Below are 19,178 nucleotides of genomic sequence, written 5' to 3'. Positions count from 1 at the left end.
ACTGAAACGGAAGCGAAACGAATTGCCGCCATACTGGGCGGATGTCGATCTCGATGCGCCCGAGCCAGGCCTTGCGACTGTGGCAGCAGGTGTTGCTGTCGCAGGTGCGCGACGGCGCGCCCGACCTCACCATGCGCCAGACGGCGATCCTGCTCACCATCTACCTCGACCCGCCGCCGCATACGGTGCGCGGGCTGGCCGCGAGGCTCAACGTCACCAAGCCGGTCATCACCCGGGCACTCGACACGATGGGCGCGCTGAAGCTGGTCTCGCGCCACCGCGACGAGCTCGACAAGCGCAATGTGCTGATCCGGCGCACGGTCGAAGGCGCGCTCTTTGTCGAGCGCTTCGGCGATGGTATCGTTGACCGGGCGCATGAACTGCCCATCTAGAGCATGATCCCGAAAAGTGGGAACCGGTTTTTCGGATAAGATCATGCTCCAACAAAGAACTAGATATTCGATTTGACTGGATTGCCGATTTGACCGCCAGGGATGCCCGCCTTCATGCCTTCCGTTCCGATCTGGCCGATACCAGGCTGAAAGGAGAGGTCGCCGCCGACCGCTTCGTTGCCGGCCGCCCGGCGCGGATCACGTCCGCCGTCGCCGACCTGCGCAAGGCGCCGCGCCCCGATGCCGGCGTCAACACCCAGGCGCTCTTCGGTGACGACGTGCTTGTCTTCGAGGACGCGGAAGGCTGGGCCTGGGTGCAGGCCGAGCGCGACGGCTATGTCGGCTATGTCGCCGACAATGTGCTTGGTCCGCGCAAGCAGGCGCCCACCCACATCGTCTCGGTCCCGCGCACCTTCCTCTATCCGGGGCCTGACCTGCGCTTTCCGATCGGCGGGCAATTGTCGATGGGCTCGACGGTGACGGTGACGGGTGGGGCCGAAACCCGCGGCACGCACTATGCGCTGTTGCCGTCCGGCCAGGCGATCGTCGCGGGTCACCTGCAGCCGATCGCTGACCTTGCCGATGACTATGTCACGGTGGCGGAGAGCTTCCTCGGCACGCCTTATCTCTGGGGCGGCGTTTCCGGCTTCGGCATCGACTGCTCCGGGCTGGTGCAACTTGCGATGCGCATGACCGGCAAGGACGTGCTGCGAGACTCCGACATGCAGGCGGCATCGATCGGCACGCCGTTCGAACCCGGTCCCGATTTTTCCGGACTTCAGCGCGGCGACCTCGTCTTCTGGAAGGGCCACGTCGCCATCATGACCGATGCGAAGGACATGATCCACGCCAATGGCCACACCATGCTGGTCTCACGCGAAGGGCTGAAGGAGGCGATCGACCGCATCGGCTATCTCTATGGCGGGCCGACAGGGTTTCGGAGGCCGTAGCGCCCTTACCTCTCCCCTTGAGGGAGAGGCCGGATTGCCCCGATTTGCTCTTCGCAAATCGGTTGGCAATTCGGGTGAGGGTGAGTTGCGCCAAGCTGGAACACCCCTCATGCGTCTTGCCGCTGCGCGCCGATCCACCTTCTCCCACAGGGGGAAGGGAAGAACGATCCCCTTTTGTTCCGATTTTCCTTGGCGATCACGCGTCGTCGCGCTACCTCTGGCGCGTGACAGAGCAGCCGCGCCTTGCCGAACAGAATGCCTCCGTTCTCCTGCCCGAGCCGTTCGCAAGATGGTTCGGCGAGAAAGGCTGGTCGCCGCGCGTCCACCAGCTCGAGCTGCTGGCGAAGGCCGAGGCTGGGCAGTCGGTGCTGCTGATCGCGCCGACCGGCGCCGGCAAGACGCTGGCCGGCTTCCTGCCGTCACTCACCGAGCTTGCGCGACGTTCGCGCCGCAAGCCCGGCGAAGCCCATCGCGGCATCCACACGCTCTACATTTCGCCGCTCAAGGCTTTGGCCGTCGACATCGAGCGCAATCTCGGCAAGCCTGTCGAGGAGATCGGACTGCCGGTCACTATCGAGACACGCACCGGCGACACGCCCTCGCACAAGCGCCAGCGGCAGAAGCTAGTGCCGCCCGACATCCTGCTCACCACGCCCGAGCAACTCGCCCTGCTGATCGCCTCGAATGACGCCAGGCGTTTCTTCGAGGACCTGCGGTACGTGGTGCTCGACGAGTTGCATTCACTCGTCACCTCGAAGCGCGGGCATCTGCTGGCGCTAGGTCTGGCGCGGCTGCGCGCCTTCGTCCCCGGGCTGCAGACCATCGGCCTGTCGGCGACCGTCGCCGAGCCGGACGAACTGCGGCGCTGGCTGGTCGCGCAGAACCGGCCCATAGACGCAAAGAGTTCCGAGATGGCCGGGCTGATCACGGTTGCCGGCGGCGCCAAGCCCGATATCTCCATTCTCGACTCGCGCGAGCGTGTGCCGTGGTCTGGGCATTCGGCCCGCTACGCCATTCCAGAGATCTACGAGGCGATCAGAAAGCACCGCACGACGCTTCTCTTCGTCAACACCCGCAGCCAGGCCGAGCTGCTATTCCAGGAGCTCTGGCGGGCCAACGAGGACGCGCTTCCGATCGCGCTGCATCACGGCTCGCTCGATGTCGGCCAGCGCCGCCGCGTCGAGAAGGCGATGGCCGACAATGCGCTGCGCGCAATCGTCGCCACCTCCACGCTCGATCTCGGCATCGACTGGGGCGATGTCGACCTTGTCGTGCATGTCGGCGCGCCGAAGGGCGCCAGTCGGCTGGCGCAGCGCATCGGCCGCGCCAACCACCGCATGGACGAGCCGTCGAAGGCGATCCTGATCCCAGCCAATCGCTTCGAGGTGCTGGAATGCCGTGCCGCGCTCGACGCCAACTATCTCGGCGCGCAGGACACGACGCCGCTGATCAAGGGCGCGCTCGACGTGCTGTCGCAGCATGTGCTGGGCGTCGCCTGCGGCGGACCGTTCGATGCCGACCTTCTGTTCGAGGAGGTGCGTGGCGCAGCCCCTTACGCAGCTTTGGAGCGGGAGACCTTTGGCCGGGTCATCGACTTCGTCGCCACCGGCGGCTACGCGCTGAAGAACTACGAGCGCTATGCCCGCATCCGCCGGAACAAGGACGGGCTATGGCGCATCTCGCATCCAAGCGTCGCGCAGCAATACCGGCTGAATGTCGGCACCATCGTCGAAATGCCGGAGCTCAATGTCCGCTATGTCCGGCAGGGGCGGGGCATGGCCGGCCGCGGCGGACCGGTGCTCGGCAAGATCGAGGAGTATTTCGCCGAGACGCTGCGCCCCGGCGACAATTTTCTCTTCGCCGGCAAGGTGCTGCGCTTTGAAGGCATCCGCGAGAACGAATGCGTCGTCTCCAACGGCGCCGGCGCCAACATCATCGTGCCGTCCTATGCCGGCGGCAAGTTCCCGCTGTCGACTTATCTTGCCGAGCAGGTGCGCGCCATGCTGGCCGACAGCGATCGCTGGAAAGCCCTGCCGGAGCAGGTCGCCGACTGGCTTAGGCTGCAGAAGGAGAAGTCGGTGCTGCCGAAGCGCGGCGATCTTCTGGTCGAGACCTTTCCGCGCGGCAACCGCAACTACATGATCGCCTATCCCTTCGAGGGCCGGCTGGCGCACCAGACGCTCGGCATGCTGCTCACGCGCCGGCTGGAGCGTGCGCATGCCAGGCCGCTCGGCTTCGTGGCGACCGACTATTCGCTTGCCGTGTGGGCGCTGGACGATATGGCGGCTCTGTTCAAGGCGAAGAAGCCGTCGCTGGCCGCACTGTTCGACGAGGACATGCTTGGCGACGATCTCGAGGCCTGGCTGAACGACAGCTGGATGCTGAAGCGCACCTTCCGCACCTGCGCCGTCATCGCCGGGCTGATCGAGAAGCGCTATCCCGGCCAGGAGAAGAGCGGGCGCCAGGTGACGGTCTCGGCAGACCTGATCTATGATGTGCTGCGCAGCCATGAGCCGGACCATATTTTGCTGCAGGCAACACGCACCGATGCGTCGGCCGGCCTGCTCGATGTCAGCAGACTTGGCGAGATGCTCTCGCGCGTGCGCGGTCGAATCGTGCATAAGCATCTCGATCAGATCTCGCCGCTGGCGGTGCCGGTGATGCTGGAGATCGGCAAGGAATCGGTCAATGGCGGCGCCAACGACACACTCTTGATGGAGGCCGCCGATCTGGTCGAAGAAGCGATGGGCCGAAGCTGAAGGCTGAAGACGGAGAGGGGATGAATTTTTCGTTGTCGCGCGCAACGCTGATCGCCGAGGCCGATTTGATCGGCATCGCCGGCGAGCGCGCGGTCTGCGACCGGCGCGGCGTGCTCTATTTCCCCGATCTGCGGCTGCTCGCAGTCTCCGACCTGCATCTCGAAAAGGGTTCTTCTTTCGCCAAGCGCGGCGCGCTGATCCCGCCTTACGACACTGGCGCCACTTTGCTGCGCCTGCAGGCGGTGATCGCCGACTATCAGCCGCGCATCGTCGTCAGCCTTGGCGATTCATTCCACGACGGCGGCGGCGCCGAGCGCATGCATTCGAGCTTCCGCGAACGGCTGGAGGCGATGATGGCCGGCCGCGACTGGTTCTGGGTTGCCGGCAACCATGATCCGGAGGCGCCTGCCGACCTGCCCGGAGACACCGTGAGGGAACTCGCCATCGGTTCGCTGGTCTTCCGCCACGAGCCCTCGAAGCAGCGGGTCGAAGGCGAGATCGCCGGCCATCTCCATCCCTGCGCCCGCATCGTCCAGCGCGGTCGCTCGGTCCGGCGGCGCTGCTTCGCTGGCGATGGCGGCCGCATGATCATGCCGGCCTTCGGCGCCTATACCGGCTCACTCAACGTGCTCGACCGCGCCTATGCCGGCCTGTTCCGGCTGGAAACGCTTGTTGCCTATATGCTCGGCGCCGAGCGCATCTTTGCCATCTCCGGCTCGATGCTGCGGCCGGGGTGAACCTACTCTCTGCCGTAATAGAGCGTGACCGTATGCTTCGCCTCGGCGAAGAACAGCCAGCGCTCCGCCAGCATGCCGGCGAACTGCAGGATCGCGGCGAGCGCTGAAAGCACAAGGGCGACCGGCCAAGGCAGGACGAACACGCCGCCAAGCAGCAAGGCTGGTAGAGCGAAGGCCAGCCCTTGCGTGATCCGCCGCAGCTTAGTGCTGTGCTTGCGCGCGATGCGGAATCCCATCTCCTTGAGCAGGTAGTTCTCTTGGGTGTGCGGCCATTCGACCGACCGCACCGTGCCGCCGGCGAGACCGGTCGCCGTGTTGGCGGTGGTCGGGATCTCCAGCCGGTCGTTGTACCGCCAGGTCGCGAGTTTCCAGCCCCAGCCCGCGAGCGTGGCTAGCAATGCGCCAGCAAGCACCGCCGTCGATCCGAGGCCGAAACCCTGGAGAAGGACGTTCAGCAGCACACCGCCGGTCATCGCCGCAAAGACAAGATAAGCCGGCAAAGTATAGCGGCTGTGCCATTGGGCGATCGGCTTCAGCGATGCGTAGATCATGCCTGTCGTGCAGACGGTGGTGACCGCACCGGCCGCCGCCAGCAGACCGGCGCCGGCCACCCAGCCGCCGCTGCGACCGAGAAACACCCAGCCGATGCCGAACAGCGCGGTGGGCACAAACGTCACGACCGACGCCACGCCTTCGCGCGACAGCCAGGAGCTGCGCCATTGCGAGAAGGCGCGCCAGGCTCTCTCGGGCCGGCCGAGGTGACCGGTCGAGGAGAGCAGACCGGCCGCTATCAGTGCGAGCGCAAGCGCCATGCCGACAAGGCCAAGCCAGAAATCGGCCGGGATGAATCCTAGCCCGCCAAGCACGCCGAGCAGCGCCAGCAGGCCGTAGCCGGCCCCGGTGGCGGTTGTGAAGAAGACGATCGCGAAGGCGGGATGCATGATTGGCTGAGGCTAGTTCGAAAGCATGCGGTCGATCCAGCCGAGGAACCCGCCCTCGGCCCGGATCGGCTCCAGCGCCGGCGCGTCCACTTTTGCCGAGCGTCCGGTATGGGCGCGCGGCGGCAGGTACTTGTTGGTCGGGTTGTAGCCGAGCTCCGGCATGAGGTCGACGCCGCTGCGCTCGGCCACAAGCTGCGAGATGGCGGACGTCGGATCGCCGAGATCGCCGAAATGCCGGGCACTGGTCGGGCAGGCGGCGACGCAAGCCGGCACACGGTCTTCTTCGGCCAGGTTGTCGTTGTAGATGCGGTCGATGCAGAGCGTGCATTTCTTCATCACGCCGACATCGGTGTCGAACTCGCGCGCGCCATAGGGACAGGCCCAGCTGCACAGCTTGCAGCCGATGCATTTGTCCTCGTCCACCAGAACGATGCCGTCCGAGGCGCGCTTGTAGGAGGCGCCCGTCGGGCAGACGGTGACGCAGGCCGGCTGCTCGCAATGCAGGCAGGAGCGCGGGAAATTGACCGTGCGGCCGCCCATCTCGGTCGTGTGCTCATAGCTGTGCACGCGGTTGAACCAGACGCCGTCGGCATGCCCGCCATAAGCATCGATGTCGGTCAGCGGCGCCATATGGCCGCCTGTGTTCCATTCCTTGCAGGCGGTGACGCAGGCCTGGCAGCCGACGCAGGTATCGAGGTCGATGACGAGGCCGAGCTTCTTCTCGGTATGGGCGGGAAGGCAGGTCATTCGGCGGCTTCCCTCTTGATGCGGAATTCGGCGCCGAAACGAAGCACATCCACAGAGGGCTCGAAATGCGGCGGCTGGGCAAAACGCTCGAATTGCGGCTCGGTGAAGCCGGCCTCTTGCGCGGCGCATCTGACGATGCGCACGCGCACGTCGAACCACGCCGCTTGGCCCGTGACGGGATCGGAGTTCGAATAGCGCCTGCCGTTGGCATCGGCCGCAGTCTGGTCGCCGATGATATGGTTGAGCAGGAAGCCGCGATTGCTCTCGGCCGCATCGTCCTTCAAGCCCCAGCTGCCGCGCCGCTTGCCGATGGCGTTCCAGGTCCAGACCGTGTCCGGATTCACGCCGTCGATCAGCTTGATCTGGCCCTTCACCCGGCCGTTGACGCTTTCGATCCACACCCAGTCGTCGTCGGCAAGGCCAAGCTTGGCGGCGGTCTCTGAATGCACGAACAGCCGGTTCTGGCTGGTGATTTGCCTCAGCCATGCATTCTGCGAGCCCCAGGAATGGTACATGTGCATCGGCCGCTGCGTCAGCGCATGCAATGGATACTTTTCGAGGTCGACCGTGTCATCCTCGAACGGCGCGTACCAGAACGGCAGCGGGTCCATTGAGGCCTCGATGCGGCCTCGTTCCGCCTCGGGCGGCTGCACCTTTCCATGGCCGCGCGCGGCCAGCCGAAAGCGCTGCATCGGCTCCGAGTAAAGCTGAAAAACGATCGGCTCGGCCTTGGCGATGAAGCCCATCTGCACCGCGAAATCGAGATATGCGCCGTTGGCCATCTTGTAATAGCGCTGGTCGTCGGCAAAGGCGTGATGCCAGAAGCCGCCATTGTCGATGTAGCGCTGCAACTGGTCCGGGTTGACCTCGCCCTTGCCGATCGAGCCGCCGGTCCTGCTGCGCCAGCCGGCAAGCGGTCCGATGCCGGGCGTGCGCTCGTGATTGACGATGTAGTCGGCGTAGTCGCGGTATTTCGCCGAGCCGTCCTCGTTGACGAAGCCAGGCAGGGTGAGCCGTGCACCGAGCTCGATCAACACGGACTGGAACGGCCGCACGTCCCGATCCGGCTGCACCACGGGATAACGGATGGCGTCGGCCGGTCCGTCGGCATGGCTGATCGGCCGGTCGAGCAGGCTGATGCAGTCGTGCCGCTCGAGATAGGTGGTGTCGGGCAGCACCAGATCGGCGAACGGCACCGTCTCGGAATAATAGGCGTCGGAATAGATGATGAAGGGGATTTTATAGTTTTCGACCTCATCCTTGTCCGTGAGCATGGCGATGGTTTCGACGGTGTTCATCGAGGAATTCCAGGCCATGTTCGACATGTACATCATCAGCGTGTCGATCGGATAAGGATCGCCCGCCCAGGCATTGCGGATGACGCTGTGCATCAGGCCGTGCGCGGCTAAAGGCGCCTCCCAGGAATAGGCCTTGTCGATGCGGGTAGGCCGGCCGGTCTCGTCGACGAGCAGATCGTCTGGCCCTGAGACGAAGCCGAGCGGCATGCCTTCCAGCGGCGTCATCGGCCGCACATTCTTACCCGCTGGCTTCGGCCCCGGCGGTGCGCAACGGGGATAGGGCGGCTTGAAGCGGAAGCCCCCGGGCACGTCCACGGTGCCCAGCAGCACCTGCAGCAGGTGGATGGCGCGGCAGGTATGAAAACCGTTGGAATGGGCCGAGATGCCGCGCATGGCATGCATCGAGACCGGCCGCCCCTTCATCGTTTCGTGGCGGCGGCCAGCCCAGTCGGTCCAGGCGACCGGCAGCTCGATCGTCTGCTCGAAGGCGACATGCGCCAACTCGGCCGCGATGCGGCGGATCGTGGTGGCGCTGACCCCGCAGCGCGCGGCAACCGCGTCAGGCGAATAGCTCTCGTCCAGGTAGCGGTCGGCGATGAGCTGGAACACGGGCATGCAGCGGCGGCCATTGACCGTGTAGCTGCCGGTCAGCGCTGGTTTGGCATCCGGGTCAGTTGCGTAGACAGGAACCTTCGCCGCCCTGTCCCAAGCCAGCAGGTTGCCGGGCTCGTCGCGTGCGAACAGTCCGTCATCGGCGGATCCGGGCTCCTGCACGACAAGCACCGGCGCGTTCGTATAGCGCAACAGATAGTCGAGATCGATGCGGCCGGCCTTAAGCAGTTCGTGGACGAGAGCAAGCACAAGCAAGCCGTCCGAGCCCGGCCGGATGCCGATCCAGTCGTCGGCGATCGCATTGTAGCCTGTGCGGCAGGGATTGATCGAAACGACCTTGGCGCCGCGCGCCTTGAGCTTGCCGAGGCCGATCTTGATCGGATTGGAATCATGGTCCTCGGCAACCCCGAACAGCATGAAGTACTTCGTGTTGTCCCAGTCGGGCTCGCCGAACTCCCAGAAGGAACCGCCGATCGTGTAGAGCCCGCCGGCCGCCATGTTGACCGAGCAGAAGCCGCCGTGGGCAGCGAAATTGGGGGTACCGAACTGGCTCGCCCACCAGCCGGTCAGCGACTGCGACTGGTCGCGTCCGGTGAAGAAGGCGAGCTTTCTGGGATCTGTGCACCCGATCGCCGACAGCCGCTCGGTAGCGATGGCCAACGCCTCGTCCCACTCGATCTCGCGGAATTCGCCCGAGCCGCGCGGACCCGTGCGCAGCAATGGCTTGCTCAGTCGCGCCGGGCTGTAGTGCTGCATGATGCCGGCGCTGCCCTTGCTGCAGATCACGCCGCGGTTCACCGGGTGGTCCTTGTTGCCGTTGATGTAGCGCACCTTGCCGTCCTTGATGTGGACGTCGATGCCGCAGCGGCAGGCGCACATGTAGCAGGTGGTCTTGGCGATGCGATCGGAGACGCTTGGCGAGGTGTCTACGCCGTCGCCTTCGTCAGGCGCCTGGCTATCGGCCAGCGGCTGCTGGGAAGGTGCGGAATTGGCGCCGCGCGGCGCAACTGGGCTCATGATCCGCGAACACTCTCGCCGCTCGCCATCTTGGCTTTCGTCTTTGGCCCCGGGCCGCGCATATAGTGCAGCTCGGGATGATAGCGCTCGCCGGCCAACTGCCGCCTGAGCCGGCGGCTCCAATGCGCGAGCAGAAATTTGAAGCGCCCGACCATTTCCAACCTTGGCGGCAAGGAAGCCAAATTTTTCCAAGCTCAGGCGGAAAGTTAGAACAAAGCAATTGATCCGTCTAACAAGCAGCTCTTGTAATTCCGATCGATTTTGCTTCTTAGTTGCTCATGACCCTCGATCAATTGCGCATATTCGTCGCCGTCGCCGAGCACGGCCACATGACCAAGGCGGCGGAGCGGCTCGGCATCTCGCAGTCCGCCGCTTCGGCGGCCATCCGCGCGCTCGAAAGCCAGCATGGCGTGCGCCTGTTCAACCGGGTCGGCCGCAACATCGAGCTGGCGCAGACCGGCCATCGTTTTCTTCCCGAGGCCAAGGCGGTTCTGGAACGGGCGGCCGCCGCCCATAATGTGCTGGAACATGTCTCGCAGACCGTCACCGGCAGCCTGTCGATAGCGGCCAGCCAGACGATCGCCAGCTATTGGCTGCCGCGGCGCCTGGCTTCCTTCCACGAGGCCTATCCGGCGGTGCGGCTCAGCGTCACCATCGGCAACACAAGGCAGGTCGAGGCCAATGTGCTGGACGGCCGGGCCGATTTCGGCCTGGTCGAGGGACGCACGGAGTCAGACATCCTGCGACGCGCCAAGGTCGACGAGGACCGCCTCATGCTCGTGGTGGCGCGCTCGCATCCGGCAATCGCCGAGACCTCGCCCGGACATCCAGATATCAGGAGGCTGCGCTGGATCATCAGGGAAGGCGGATCGGGCACGCGTGAGGCGCTGGAGGACTTTGCGCGCCATGAAGGGGTCTCGCCGGCCGAGCTGCAGATCTTCCTCGTCCTGCCCAGCAACGAGGCCGTGCGCCAGGCGGTGGAGGCGGGAGCCGGCGCCACCATCATCTCCGAGCTGGTCGTCGCGCGCTCCCTGGCGGAGGGCAGCCTGCGATCCGTGCCGGTCGATCTGCCGAAGCGCGATTTCGCCATGATCACCCACCGCGACCGGCAGGCGAGCCTCGCCCAGATGGCACTCAAGGCGCATCTGGTGGAAAGATCGGCTGACGCCAGGCCGCATCCAGACCGCGTCCCAGGATGAGGTCAGGCGAACTTCCGTTGCGCATCGAGCGCTAGCCCGAGTCCGACAGAGCCGAACATATCGCCTTCGATGACGGAAGCCTGCGGCACCAGTGAAAGGATCCGTCGCTTTGCCAGCGGAATGGCAGTCGAGCCTCCGGTGAGGAACACGGCGGTGATGGCTGAAGCGGAAACGCCAGCGTCGGCGATCGTCTGCCGGACCGTCGCGGTCACCCGCTCGATGTCGTGGCCGATCGTCTCCTCCAGGCCGGCGCGCGTGATCCCGGCCGCGAAGCGCGCGCCGGGCAATGACACCTTCACCTCGGCAGAAGACTGGTCGGTCAGCGCGATCTTGGCCCTTTCGACCAGGCCGGCCATCGCATGCCCGAAGCGATGCTCGACGATGTGAATGAAGCGGTCGACGAGATCGGCCCGCTCGGCCTCGAAGCGGATTTGCCTCAGATCCGACATCGCCTTGGCGGTGTAGACGAGGTTGATGCGCTGCCAGGTCGCGAGATCGACGAAATAGCTCGCCGGCAGATTGCGCTTGTGGTCCTTGGTCCGGGTCAGATAGCCGAGCTCGGGCATGACATGGGCGATGCTGAGCAGCCGGTCGAAATCCGTGCCGCCGATATGAATGCCGCGATTGGCGAGGATATCGCCCTTGCGGTCATCCGAGCCGGCGCGCTCCGGCGAGACGCGCACCACCGAGAAGTCGGAGGTGCCGCCGCCCATGTCGACGATCAGCGCCAGCTCTTCCCGGGCGACGGTCTGTTCGTAGTCGAGCGCCGCCGCGATCGGCTCGAACTGGAAGGCGATGTGCCTGAAGCCCTGCGCGCGCGCCGCCTTCTCGAGTTCGCTCTGCGCCTTCGCGTCGGCTTCGGCGTCATCGTCGACGAACTGAACGGGACGGCCGAGCACGACGCGCTCGACCGGGCCGCCGGCATCCTCTTCCAGCCGCTTCTTCAGATGGCTGATGAAGAACCCGATGATGTCGACGAAACCGATCAGGCGTGCCTTGATGCGCGTCTTCTCGTTGGCGAGCGAGCTGCCGAGAACGCTTTTCAGCGAACGCATCAGCCGGCCTTCGACACTGTCGGTGTAGTCGGCGATGGCGCGGCGGCCGAAATAGGTGTGGCCGTCCTCGAAGTTGAAGAAGACGGCGCTCGGCAAGGTGGGTTGTTCGCCCTCCAGCGCGACCAGTCGAGCGCGGCCGTCGCGGATCACGCCCACCGTGGAATTGGACGTGCCGAAATCGATGCCGCCGAATGCCGATTGCATCGCAGCCTCCTGTCATTGGTTGGCAGCGGATTGATGGCGACACGTCGCGCGCCGTCATCCGGATGGCCGGACCGCTTTGCCGAATTGACTTTGCGTAGGTTGCCCGTCGGGCGGGAGGCGGGGGTCTACCGCAAGATTGCGGAGAGGGGAACCCTCTTTTCACGGGAAAATGGGTCTTCCCATTTTCCCCGGAAGCCTCAATCCTTGCGGAAGACGATGCGTCCGAGCCAGCCGGTGAGCATGGCGAGCGACACGGCGAACACGCCGTAGAGGAAGGAATAATCGTGCGCGACGCGAAAGATCGACTGCTCGAAACCGGACTTTCGGATTTCGAGCTGGGCGGAGCTCTCCTTGACGAACATGCCGCTCTTGAACAGGAAGGCGCGCGCCTTGTGGGTGCCGACCGGAATGTTGGGCGCCAGCCGCACGGTGGCGCGGAACAGGCTTTGCGACAGGAACTGCACACCGCCGACATTCTCGCTGTAGAGGCCGGTTGCCGTCTTGCGCTCGCGCAGCGCCGCCGTGAATTCCTCGATCGTCGCTGGACTGTCGGTCTCGACGGCGGGCTTCATGTAGAGGTTCTGCGGGCCCAGCGAGAGCTGCTTGTATTTGGTCGGTTCGGCGATGTCCTGCAAAGGCCGCGTCGTGGCGACCGAATAGGACACCGGCACGTTATCGAACGTCTCCGATTCCAGGTTGATCCAGACGCCGAGCACCCTGTCCTTGCGGCGCACCACCACCGGCCGCGGCGGTCCCTCGAGCACCACGATCACGTCGTAGCGCCCTTGCCGCGAGACCAGCGGATCGGGATTTTCAAGCGATCCGAAGATGGTGAGGTCGGCGCCCGAGAAGCCGGCGGTGATCGAGATGGCGTCGGTCGACAGGCCGATCTGGATGCTCTCGACGGCCGGCGGCGTCTGCGCCGCCGCCGGCGACAGGGCGAAGAGCAGCGAAAACGAGACGGTGGCTGCGAATGCTCTCAGTCCCGCCATCAGGTCAGGCCCGCGAGCGAATAACGATTGGGCGGCGTCGCGAACAGGTCGATGGCAAGGCGGATGGCGACGGCCAGCACCAGCAGCGCCAGAAGTGCCCTGAGTTGCTCGCCGCGCAGCCTCTGGCCGGCCTTGGCGCCGTATTGCGCGCCGGCGACGCCACCGGCCATCAGGAGGAAGGCGAGGATGACGTCCACGGTCTGGTTGGTCGTGGCATGCACCAGCGTGGTGTAGGCCGAGGTGAAGATGATCTGGAACAGCGAGGTGCCGATAACGACATTGGTCGGCACCTTGAGCAGATAGATCAGCGCCGGCACCATGATGAAGCCGCCGCCGACGCCCATGATCGACGACAGGAAGCCGATGGCCGCGCCGAGGCCGAGCACAGGGATGACGCTGACGAACAGCTTCGAGGCGCGGAAGCGCATCTTGAACGGCAGCCGGTGGATCCAGTTGTGCTGGCCGGATTTCTTCAGCACCGGCGCCGCGCCGCTGCGGCTGGCGCGCAGCGCGTTCACGCTCTCGACCAGCATCAGCCCGCCGACGGTACCGAGCAGCGCGACATAGAGCAGCGAGATGAACAGGTCCAACTGGCCGAGCCGGCGCAGCAGCGCAAAGACATAGATGCCGGCGGTCGAGCCGACGATGCCGCCGGCCAGAAGCACGCCGCCAAGCTTGAAGTCGAGCGTACCGCGCTTGAAGTGCGACAGCGCGCCGGAAAAGGAGGAGGCGATGACCTGGTTGGCCCCGGTGGCGACAGCGATCGCCGGCGGGATGTTGTAGAAGATCAAGAGCGGCGTGATCAGGAAGCCGCCGCCTACGCCGAACATGCCCGACAGGAAACCCACCGCCGCGCCCATCGCCAGCAGCACGAAGACGTTGACGGAAATTTCCGCAATCGGGAGATAGATGCCCACCCGTCAGTCTCGATCAGTTTGCCTGCCGGCGAATGCCGCCGTCCCCAGCAGTTTCGCACCGAAAAGCCAATTTTTTCTTGCGCCGACGCGGCGGCGGGGTCAACCCCGCCACCGCGCCGAAACAAAAACCATCTCAATCAGTTAACAGGCAAATCTGTGGCAAGCCGTCGCGGAAGCGACGCGCCTGCCGTTATTTCTTCGCCAACAGCGCCTTGACCAGCGGTGCGTCGATCTCGCCGGTCGGCTTCATCTTGTTGTCGGTCTGGAAGGCCATGATGGCGTTCTTGGTCTTGTCGCCCATTACGCCGTCGGCGCCGCCGGCATCGTAGCCGTTCTTGTTAAGGATGAGCTGGATGTTCTTCACCGCCTTCGTCATGTCGATGCTGGCGGTGGTCTGCGGCGTGCTGTCCTGCCAGGATTCCGGCACATCGGCCGAATTGGCGGTCGCGTTGAGCGGCTTTGCCTTCCACAGTTCCGTGGCGGCGCGGGCGCGCTCGAGCTGCTCGGGCCTGAGCGCGTTGGCGATCTCGTCGCGCTTGGCCGCGGCGTCCTTGTCGCCGGTCTTGGCGACGAGGGCGAACCATTTGTAGGATTCCTCCAGGTTCTGTTTCATGCCGACGCCCTTGGCCGAAAGGATGCCGAGATTGAACTGGCTGTCCTTGACGCCGAGGTCTGCCGCCTCCTGGAACCAGTGCGCCGCCGACTCATTGTCGGTCACGCCGTCCGCCGCCATGGCGAACAGGACGGCCAGATTGTGCATGGCGCTGGCGTTGCCCTGTTCCGCCGCGAGCTGGTAGTAGGTCTTGGCCTTCTTGATGTCGCGCGCGACGCCGATGCCCTTCTCGTAGAAATTGCCGATGCGGTATTCGGCCGGCGCGAAGCCCAGTGAGGCGGACTTTTCATACCATTTGGCGGCCGCCGCCATGTCTTCCTTGACGCCGCGCGATTCCGCGTAGCGCGAACCGATCTCGAACAGCGCCTTGGCGTCGCCGCCCGCTGCCGCGTCGCGCAACGCCACCGGGCCGATTTCGGTCGGCACATCGATCCTGGCGGCCGAATTTGCGGGTTGGCTGCCGGCCGGTGGGACGGTGCCGGTGGTGTCGGCGGAGGTGGTTGCCGGCGTGCTGGCCGAAGAAGCGCCGTCCGTCGGTGCCCCGGCTGCCGGTGCGCCCGGCACAGGCTGTGCATCCGCATCCGTGTCCATCGCTGGTGCGTTCGCGGCCGGCGCAGCCGGTTCGGATGGTTTGGCCGAGGCCTGCGGCGCCGGCGCAGGCTGGGACGGCGCGGCGAGCGCCATCGGAGCGGGCGCCGGCTCGGCTGGCACCGCGGCGGCGGGCAACTCCGGACTGGACGGCTGAACGGCTGCCTGTGGCGCCGGGTCATCCTTCAAGGGCTCGGCCTGCCTGACGACGTGCCCCGGCGCGCTCTCGGGCTTCGCGGCGTTCGTGTCGGCCTTGGGCACGCCGGCATTGAGCGACGCGGTGTCGACCGTCTGCGTGGAGACGATCGGCGCGACGTCATTGCTGGCGACCGGCGCCGGATCCGAGAAGAAGGCCTTGCCGAGCTGCAGGCCGGCCAGCGCCATCATGATCGCGGCGGCCGCCATCAGGATCGGCTTGCGCCGCGCCTTGAGCAGGTCGCCGATTCTGAGCGCCTTCACCGGACCGGTCACCGTCGACTGCCGCTTCAGCGCGTCGGCCTCCGCGGCGGCGGCCTGCGCCGCGCGGCGCGCGGCCGCGATGAAATCGGATTTGGCGGCGTCGGTCTCGCTGCGCTTGGCCGGCTGGCCGCCACGCTCATCGCGCACGCGCTTCATGATGGCGTTGAGGTCCGGCGCGCCGGAGCCCGGCTCCAGCGGCCGGTTGGCCGCTTTGGGATCGAGCGGTTCGTCGATGTCGACGGTCGGAACGTCGCCGGCCGGTGTCGAGTCGGCAGGCGGTGCCGTGTCCTCGTCCTTCTTGCCCTTGAAGGCGCGCGCCAGCCCGCTGAACATCGACGTCTTGCGGCCGGCCTTCCCGGTCTTTTCGCCGATCGCGTCCGACCCGAGCGCCGCCATGGCGGCGGCTGCCGCGGCCTCAGCGGGCGTGCGCGGGCTAAGCTCGCCACGCGTGACCTGGTCGCCCCGTGCGACCGGCTCGCTTTTCGAAACCGGCTCGTTGCGCAGGATGGAGGCGGCGCGCGCGTCGAGATCGGCCATGTCTCCGGTCAACGGCAATGGCTGGTCGATATCCATCGACGGCGCATCCTGCACCGCGATCTTGCCGGCGCGGGCGGCTCGCCTGGCGCCCGGCTGCGGGTCGACCAGTTCGCTGACCGCTTCGCTGGGCTCGTCGGCCTCCAGGGAGCCGAGCCGATCAACGATCTTGAGCAGCGTGTCGTGGATCGCCTCGAAGGTTCGCGAATTGCGCTCGTCGGAACGGCGGGTAAGCGCTTCGAGCGTCTTCAGGTCCTGGGCAAGGCCGCCCACGGCGGCCGCGTTGGAAGCAGCCGTGCTGGAGCCCGACTCGGCGAGCGACCGGACGGCGTTCTCCGCCGCCTCGCGCGCGACGCTGAGAATGGAATCGCGTGTGCCCGCCAGCGACTTCTCGATCTCATTGAGGCGCGGGCTGATGTCTTCGAACTCGGGCAGCGGCGCGCTCGGCTTCGAAAGATGCGCCGAAAGGGCGGTCACCTGCGTCTCCAGGCTGCGGATCAGGGCCGGGTCGATGCCCGCGACCTGCGCCGCAGACATTTCCAGCCGGCTGGAAATGTCCTCAAGACGGCTTTCCAGGCCGCGGATCGCCATGTCGCTGGCGGGATCGGGGGCGCGCGTCTCGATGTGCTTGGCAAGCGCGGTGAAGCGCGCGTCGATCGCCTCCATGATGCCGGCGCCGTCGTCCTGCCGCACGCGCTGGTCGAGCCTGTCGGCCACTTCGTCTAGCCGCCGCTCGAGGTCGCGGAACAGCATGTTGCCCTGCTCGATCGCATCGCCCTGGCGGCGCTCGAGCAGGTTGGACAGCGCGTCGAAGCGCTGCTCCAGGCCCTGGAAGATGTGGTCGGCGTCGGGCATTGCCGGCGCGTGGTCTATTCTGTCGGTGATCAAGGCGATCTGCTTGCCCAGACGCTCCATCGCCTGCTCCGGCAGGTTGGTGCGTCCGGCGAGCTCGTCCACCCGGCTGGACAGGAGGTTGAGGCGGTCGATGACCTCGGCGCCGGGGCGCGTCTGCGCGACCTCCTCGATCTGCTGCGCCAGCGAGGCGATCCGCATCTCGATGCGGCCGAGGGTTTCCGGATCGAAGGCATTGGCCTGCGCTGCCACCGTCGAGGCGACGATGGCGCGCGAGATCTCGTCCAGCCGCTCGTCGATCATGGCAAGCGTCTCGCCGCCGCGCATCGTCTGCTGGCTGGCGAAACGGTCGACCGCGCCGGCAAGGGTGCGCACCTTTTCCTCCAGCGAGGCGAGCGACAGCGACTGCGGCAGGTTGTTGACCGCGCTGCTGATCTGCTCCAGCCGGTCGGTGAGGACCGAAAGGCCGGGGCCTTCGGCGCGCTGGCGCTGGTCGGCGTCGACGCGGTCCTCGAAGGCGCTCCAGCGGCGATCGAAATCGTCCCAGCGGCGATCGACCGCACGCACGCTCTGGTCGACAGCTTGCACGCTTTCCTCGCGCGCCAGCGTGTCGAGTGCCGCCTTGACCTGCTCCAGCTCCAGCCGCAGCAGGTTCACGCTGCGGTCGTCGCTTTTCTCGGCAAGCGTGTGGATGGCGCCGGAAAGCCGCTCGAACTCGAGGCCGAGCTCGGCGCTGCTCTTGTCGGCGGGAGCGCCATGCCGGCTGCTCGCCTGCATGGCGCGATCGATATCCTGGCGCAGCGCGTCGAATTCGCGCTGCAGGCCGGCGGTCATCTGGTGGCGCAGCTCCTCGCGCAGGCCGCGCAGCTCGACGGCAATCTTACCCACCATCGCGACGCCGTCCTCCTGCCCGCGCACCCGGTCGATGTCGCGGGCGATGGCCTGGTAGTTGGGGCCGAAGTCGGCGGGCGCCGGGTTGTGCTGTCCCCGATTTTGCTCCCTCTGCGTGGTGTAGGGGTCCTCGTACCAGCGGGGCGACCCATAAGGCTGCGCGGCGGCATAGCGTGGCTCGGCGGCCGGTCGCCGCGGATCGGGGCGCTCGGGCGTATCGGTGCGGGTCCGTTCCAGCCGCTGCTCAAGCGTTTCGAGCGAGCGGTTCAGCTCCTCCAGCGAGGTGTGCGGCCGGCGTTGCCTGCCGGCATTGAGTGTATCGAGATAAGACCGCTTGCTGTTCATCGATGCGCCCGTGTTCAGAATGACCGGCCGAGGCCGGTTTCCCAAAGTCGTGCCGGGAACGAAGGCGGCCGCGCGGCTCTGCTGCGGAGGAAGACGGGCTTCCCGGGTTTTTCACCCACGCTTCGAAGACCGTGAAAAATTCGCTACAGGATAAACACGGGTGACCGACATGCGCACATTTCGCCCAACGTGGTAAACAAGACGTTAACCAAGCTTAAGAAGTCGCGCATAATCCTGGGCCGCCCTTTGAGGTGCGGCATAAAGTTCCGTTGAGACAACGCCCTTGCGTCAGGTGCCGGCTGTCGATATAGAATTGACGTAAACGTAAAAGGTGCGAAGCCGTGCCTCTTGCGATTGATTTGTCGAAACCACGATTGGAAGCACGCCCCCGCTTCCACTCAGGCGACGCTTGGTCCGCGACCGCGACGCCATCAGGGGAAAGCCAGTGACCATGAAACTCGTTTCGCCCGGCGAAGCCGCGGCCAATAGCAATGACATACCGGCCGAGGCCGGCGAGGAATTCGTCCGCATCGGCGAGATGGCCAAGAAATACGGCGTGACCTTGCGCACGCTGCGTTTCTATGAGGACAAGGGCCTGCTCAATCCGAAGCGCGACGGCTCGACCCGTCTCTACACGCGCCGCGACAAGGCCCGGCTGAAGCTGATCCTGCTCGGCCGCAAGGTCGGGTTCTCGCTGCGCGACGTCAAGCAGATGATGGATCTCTACGATCCGACCGGCTCCAACACCAAGCAGTTGCGGCTGGCGCTCGACAAGTCGGAGAAGCAGCTCGCCCGCCTGCAGAAGCAGCGGGCGCTGATTGAGGACGCTGTCAACGAGCTGAGCAATTCGATGACGGCGGTGCGCCGGATGCTAGCCGAACGCGCTGCGCTGCAGGCAAGCGCCGCCGGCTGATCGTTCGCGACCCTCCGAAAAAGCAAAAAAGCCGCGTGGCCATGCCGCGCGGCTTTTTTGTTGCCCTTGCGGTGTGCTCACCAAAAATCTTTTTGGCTGCGACAAGATTGACGTTTACGCAAACGTCAATTTTTGCTATCGGGGCGTCGACATTGGCTCGGCC

13 protein-coding genes are annotated in these 19,178 nt (G+C 65.7%); 6 read left to right on the top strand and 7 right to left on the bottom strand.

The window, feature by feature from the left end:
* The first annotated feature begins 41 nt into the window (after positions 1-41).
* From EN853_RS02500 to pdeM, 4 genes are all read left to right on the top strand, one after another.
* Positions 42-392 carry a MarR family winged helix-turn-helix transcriptional regulator gene (locus EN853_RS02500; protein ID WP_059185013.1) on the top strand — a complete coding sequence of 117 codons (351 nt, stop codon included), beginning with the start codon at positions 42-44 and terminating at the stop codon, positions 390-392.
* An 89-nt stretch (positions 393-481) separates the two neighbouring features.
* Positions 482-1,342: an NlpC/P60 family protein gene (locus EN853_RS02495; RefSeq protein WP_127857694.1), complete on the top strand. Its 861-nt coding sequence runs from the start codon at positions 482-484 to the stop codon at positions 1,340-1,342.
* A 224-nt stretch (positions 1,343-1,566) separates the two neighbouring features.
* Entirely contained in the window at positions 1,567-4,101 is a 2,535-nt protein-coding gene (locus tag EN853_RS02490; protein WP_127857693.1) for a ligase-associated DNA damage response DEXH box helicase, read from the top strand.
* Positions 4,102-4,121: 20 nt separating this feature from the next.
* Positions 4,122-4,838: a ligase-associated DNA damage response endonuclease PdeM gene (gene pdeM, locus EN853_RS02485; protein ID WP_127857692.1), complete on the top strand. Its 717-nt coding sequence runs from the start codon at positions 4,122-4,124 to the stop codon at positions 4,836-4,838.
* 2 nt (positions 4,839-4,840) lie between these two features.
* On the opposite strand, the gene EN853_RS02480 is transcribed toward pdeM, so the two are convergent.
* Genes EN853_RS02480 through EN853_RS02470 form a run of 3 tightly spaced genes read right to left on the bottom strand, consistent with a single transcriptional unit; the run spans position 4,841 to position 9,453 of the window.
* Positions 4,841-5,779 (bottom strand): DmsC/YnfH family molybdoenzyme membrane anchor subunit, encoded by a 939-nt coding sequence (locus tag EN853_RS02480; RefSeq protein WP_127857691.1) that lies wholly within the window; start codon positions 5,777-5,779, stop codon positions 4,841-4,843.
* Between the two features lie 12 nt (positions 5,780-5,791).
* Positions 5,792-6,526, bottom strand: a complete 735-nt coding sequence (locus EN853_RS02475) for a 4Fe-4S dicluster domain-containing protein (RefSeq protein WP_127857690.1) — start codon at positions 6,524-6,526, stop codon at positions 5,792-5,794.
* Positions 6,523-9,453, bottom strand: a complete 2,931-nt coding sequence (locus tag EN853_RS02470; RefSeq protein WP_127857689.1) for a molybdopterin oxidoreductase family protein — start codon at positions 9,451-9,453, stop codon at positions 6,523-6,525. Before EN853_RS02470 ends, EN853_RS02475 begins: the two co-directional genes overlap by 4 nt.
* Before the next feature lie 278 nt (positions 9,454-9,731).
* On the opposite strand from EN853_RS02470, the gene EN853_RS02465 reads away from it, so the two are divergent.
* Positions 9,732-10,652 (top strand): LysR family transcriptional regulator, encoded by a 921-nt coding sequence (locus tag EN853_RS02465; RefSeq protein WP_127857955.1) that lies wholly within the window; start codon positions 9,732-9,734, stop codon positions 10,650-10,652.
* A 2-nt stretch (positions 10,653-10,654) separates the two neighbouring features.
* On the opposite strand, the gene EN853_RS02460 is transcribed toward EN853_RS02465, so the two are convergent.
* From EN853_RS02460 to EN853_RS02445, 4 genes are all read right to left on the bottom strand, one after another.
* Positions 10,655-11,911 (bottom strand): Hsp70 family protein, encoded by a 1,257-nt coding sequence (locus EN853_RS02460; protein WP_127857688.1) that lies wholly within the window; start codon positions 11,909-11,911, stop codon positions 10,655-10,657.
* Between the two features lie 197 nt (positions 11,912-12,108).
* Positions 12,109-12,903, bottom strand: coding sequence for a TIGR02186 family protein (locus EN853_RS02455; protein WP_127857687.1), 795 nt, complete (start codon positions 12,901-12,903; stop codon positions 12,109-12,111).
* Positions 12,903-13,820, bottom strand: coding sequence for a sulfite exporter TauE/SafE family protein (locus EN853_RS02450; RefSeq protein ID WP_127857686.1), 918 nt, complete (start codon positions 13,818-13,820; stop codon positions 12,903-12,905). The genes EN853_RS02455 and EN853_RS02450 overlap by 1 nt, the downstream gene beginning before the upstream one ends.
* Before the next feature lie 190 nt (positions 13,821-14,010).
* Positions 14,011-18,102, bottom strand: a complete 4,092-nt coding sequence (locus tag EN853_RS02445) for a peptidoglycan-binding protein (RefSeq protein ID WP_127857685.1) — start codon at positions 18,100-18,102, stop codon at positions 14,011-14,013.
* 451 nt (positions 18,103-18,553) lie between these two features.
* On the opposite strand from EN853_RS02445, the gene EN853_RS02440 reads away from it, so the two are divergent.
* Positions 18,554-19,015 (top strand): MerR family DNA-binding transcriptional regulator, encoded by a 462-nt coding sequence (locus EN853_RS02440; RefSeq protein ID WP_127857954.1) that lies wholly within the window; start codon positions 18,554-18,556, stop codon positions 19,013-19,015.
* Positions 19,016-19,178 lie beyond the last annotated feature (163 nt).

Origin of the sequence: Mesorhizobium sp. M1C.F.Ca.ET.210.01.1.1 (genome assembly GCF_004791585.1) — a bacterium.
In the GTDB taxonomy this organism is placed as follows: Bacteria; Pseudomonadota; Alphaproteobacteria; order Rhizobiales; family Rhizobiaceae; genus Mesorhizobium.
Note: the sequence above shows the minus strand (reverse complement) of the source record. Positions and strands in the feature narration are given on the sequence as shown.

Excerpts from the sequence above, each read along its gene's own strand:
- EN853_RS02455 (WP_127857687.1), bottom strand. The coding sequence starts at position 12,903 with ATGGCGGGACTGAGAGCATTCGCAGCCACCGTCTCGTTTTCGCTGCTC.
- EN853_RS02445 (WP_127857685.1), bottom strand. The coding sequence starts at position 18,102 with ATGAACAGCAAGCGGTCTTATCTCGATACACTCAATGCCGGCAGGCAA.
- EN853_RS02480 (WP_127857691.1), bottom strand. The coding sequence starts at position 5,779 with ATGCATCCCGCCTTCGCGATCGTCTTCTTCACAACCGCCACCGGGGCC.
- EN853_RS02475 (WP_127857690.1), bottom strand. The coding sequence starts at position 6,526 with ATGACCTGCCTTCCCGCCCATACCGAGAAGAAGCTCGGCCTCGTCATC.
- EN853_RS02460 (WP_127857688.1), bottom strand. The coding sequence starts at position 11,911 with ATGCAATCGGCATTCGGCGGCATCGATTTCGGCACGTCCAATTCCACG.
- EN853_RS02440 (WP_127857954.1), top strand. The coding sequence starts at position 18,554 with ATGAAACTCGTTTCGCCCGGCGAAGCCGCGGCCAATAGCAATGACATA.
- pdeM (WP_127857692.1), top strand. The coding sequence starts at position 4,122 with ATGAATTTTTCGTTGTCGCGCGCAACGCTGATCGCCGAGGCCGATTTG.
- EN853_RS02465 (WP_127857955.1), top strand. The coding sequence starts at position 9,732 with ATGACCCTCGATCAATTGCGCATATTCGTCGCCGTCGCCGAGCACGGC.
- EN853_RS02470 (WP_127857689.1), bottom strand. The coding sequence starts at position 9,453 with ATGAGCCCAGTTGCGCCGCGCGGCGCCAATTCCGCACCTTCCCAGCAG.
- EN853_RS02500 (WP_059185013.1), top strand. The coding sequence starts at position 42 with ATGTCGATCTCGATGCGCCCGAGCCAGGCCTTGCGACTGTGGCAGCAG.